We start from the raw sequence: 2,765 nt of genomic DNA, 5'->3' as shown, positions 1-2,765 counted from the left end.
TCTTCAAAATATCCTGTTATTATTAGATAGTTATTTTTTCTTTATCTTAGCTATTTCATATGTTTATATGATAGCCACTCTAAATAATATGAAGAAATATGACTTATTATTAAAATCTGATGTAAAGGCCATTTTGGATTTTGGCAATCCTTTAGAAGGATATATGATTGCAGACACAAAGGAACAATATGTATTCAAGGAAATAAATGGTTCTGTCATATATATAAAAAAAGAAAATGTTTTAATGCTAACCTTGAAGACATAAGAACTTACAAAGGAATGGTTATTAGACTTGCCACGGGAAAGGTTCTTGTGGCTGGTAAGTCCAACAAAGCTAGCTCCCGACCAGGGGTACAGCAGGTGCCCGACCAAGGGTTCAGCAGGTGCCAGGCACTTAAGTTGTTAAGTTATTGCTTTGCCAAGATGGAAATCGCCTTTTGTTACTATTGTAACCAGAGGCGATTTTATTATATTTCCTCTGCATTCATTCTTTTGGCCGGTGGTTAAATTCAAGAAAAAAGGCTCTCTTGGAGAGCTTCAATTTGCGAGCTGACAGGACAGGATCCATCTTCCCCAACTGTTTGAAGTCAAAGCCTGTAAAGTGCAGTATAGCTATGCTATACTGTAAATAAAAGGGGGTGGTGCGGTGGCCGAAATAAAAAGAGTGGCAAACATAGATGATCGCTTTATTATGTCCCCTAAAATTGATTTCGTATTCAAACTGATTTTCGGTGATGAAAAAAACAAAGATATACTGATTGCCTTTCTAAGTGCAGTATTAAAAATGCCGGTGGAGGAATTTGCGGGTATTGAGATAATCAACAACGAATTGTTAAGAGAATTTGCGGAAGATAAGAAAGGGATTCTGGATGTAAGGGCTAAAATGAGCTCCGGCAAACAGATAGATATAGAGATTCAGATACTGCCCACCCAGTTCATGCCAGCCAGAACCCTATTCTATTGGAGTAAAATGTATAGTTCTCAGGCCCGGGCCGGGGATAGTTATGCGGTACTTAAAAAATGCGTAACCATCAACATATTAGACTTCAGATGCATTCCCCTTAATAAACTGCACAGCAGCTACCACTTGACTGAAGATGAGACCGGCCACCAACTAACGGACATCCTGGAGATACATTTTTTAGAACTGCCCAAGCTTTTTGATGAAGCTGTGGAAAAGGATGAAAGCGAACCCCTGATTCAGTGGATGGAGTTTATTGACGGTAAATCCAAAGGAGTGATGGAAATGCTGGCCACTAAAAATGAGGAGATAAAAAAGGCCCTAAGTATTTTGGAAATAGTAAGCCAGGATGAAAAGGCCAGAATGATTTATGAAGCCAGGGAAGCGGAAATCCGCGATCAGATAACCAGGATTGAGTCAGCCCGCAAGGAAGGTCTTAAAGAAGGCATAGAGAAGGGCATAGAAGAAGGTATGGAAAAAGGCATAGAAAAAGGCATAGAAAAAGGTATAGAAAAAGGTATGAAGGAATTAGCTGTCAAGCTTATAAATAAAGGGATCGATATTGATGTCATTATCCAAGCATCCGGCTTAAGTAGGGAAAAAATCGAAGCTCTACAGTAATCAGGGGTAGAGGTTCCTAAGTCTGCCACGGGCGCCTGCCATGGGGAAGGTTCTTGTGGCTGGTCTTTCTTTCTGAACCTCTTTAAAAGAAGGTTAAGTGCCTGTAAAGGGTTCTATAACTATGCTATACTGTAAATAAAAGGGGGCGATGCGGTGACCGAAATGAAAAGGGCGGAATTTGCGGAAGATAAGAAAGGAATTCTGGATGTCAGGGCTAAAATGAGCTCAGGCAGCCAGGCCCGGGCCGGGGATAGTTATGCGGTACTGGGAGCACAGGGGGACAGTTCTGTTGTGTTATTATATTTGCCCTGCTATGTTAGGCCCTTAATCCCAAAGATCTTCGCAAACTGGAAAGAAAATTAAGCAACAGAAACTTCTATTCCAGCCAGGCTGGGGATGATAAAAAGCGCTCTTGTTTTAAGTCCTGTAGTGATGACGGCTTTCCCGAGTTTCGTGAGATAGTATTTGTGAGTATGTGCAACTTTTTTGATCAGGCCGTGGAGCAAAAGGCGCTTCAAGATCCTGGAGACGGAAGCCGGGCTCAAGTCGGGAATGAATTTACGGATCATCTTGTTTTGAAACCCCTGGATGTTAAACTCTCCCCGGGCCAGGACTTCAAAAAGCTTACGATCGGCATGGCTGAAGAAATTGAAGCCTTTGTAGCTTCTCTCATCCTTCTTGACGGGATCGGAGATTTTGGCAAGATTCTTAATACCGTCGCTGGGATCGTCAAAGGTTGAGATAAATTCCAGGTAGCGCCGGTTTGGTTCTTTCAGCAGCTGGGCTAGGATATAGAGACTGTAGATGTTCTTTTTCATCGGGGCGACCTTGCTTTCTTTGCTACCGTCATGGTGCTGAACTTCACGGTAATGCCGGAATTGGGAGACATCGTTGGTGGTTGTTTCAATCCGCAAGATGATCCCGAATTTGTCGTACATTTTGATTGAGACCGCACCCATCTGGTGCTTAATTCTCGTACCGAGAATGCGTGTGTTGAAGTTGTTGCCCATTTCGCCCTGGTAGTTCCAGTGGAGCTTCTGCCCCAAGAATGAGGCGATGTTCTCCGGTTTCACGGAGTGGACGGCGGTGCGCACCAATGTTTCATAGAGCGGCCCGAGATCGGCCTGTTTCTTGAAAACAATATCGGTGGCGTATTCCGCCTGCATGATGCTCCATCTATAGA

At 43.0% G+C, this 2,765-nt stretch carries 3 protein-coding genes and 1 pseudogene; 3 read left to right on the top strand and 1 reads right to left on the bottom strand.

Features of this window, described 5'->3' with window-relative positions:
• The 3 genes from PHP87_RS11800 to PHP87_RS11790 form a co-directional block, all read left to right on the top strand.
• On the top strand, positions 1-265 hold a 265-nt coding region (locus PHP87_RS11800), incomplete at its 5' end, for a hypothetical protein (RefSeq protein ID WP_299921614.1).
• Between the two features lie 381 nt (positions 266-646).
• The gene (locus PHP87_RS11795; RefSeq protein WP_366942949.1) at positions 647-1,582 is read left to right on the top strand and encodes an Rpn family recombination-promoting nuclease/putative transposase; all 936 of its coding nucleotides are present in this window, start codon (positions 647-649) and stop codon (positions 1,580-1,582) included.
• Between the two features lie 153 nt (positions 1,583-1,735).
• Positions 1,736-1,945: a hypothetical protein gene (locus PHP87_RS11790; protein ID WP_299921612.1), complete on the top strand. Its 210-nt coding sequence runs from the start codon at positions 1,736-1,738 to the stop codon at positions 1,943-1,945.
• Here PHP87_RS11790 and PHP87_RS11785 read toward each other — a convergent pair.
• A pseudogene (locus PHP87_RS11785) lies at positions 1,942-2,765 on the bottom strand (MarR family transcriptional regulator); the annotation flags it as partial. The gene PHP87_RS11790 and the pseudogene PHP87_RS11785 overlap by 4 nt on opposite strands.

This window comes from Syntrophomonas sp., assembly GCF_028707975.1.
Taxonomy (GTDB): Bacteria; Bacillota; Syntrophomonadia; order Syntrophomonadales; family Syntrophomonadaceae; genus Syntrophomonas.
The sequence above is the reverse complement of the archived record's forward strand: the minus strand, read 5'-3'. Positions and strand labels throughout refer to the sequence as shown.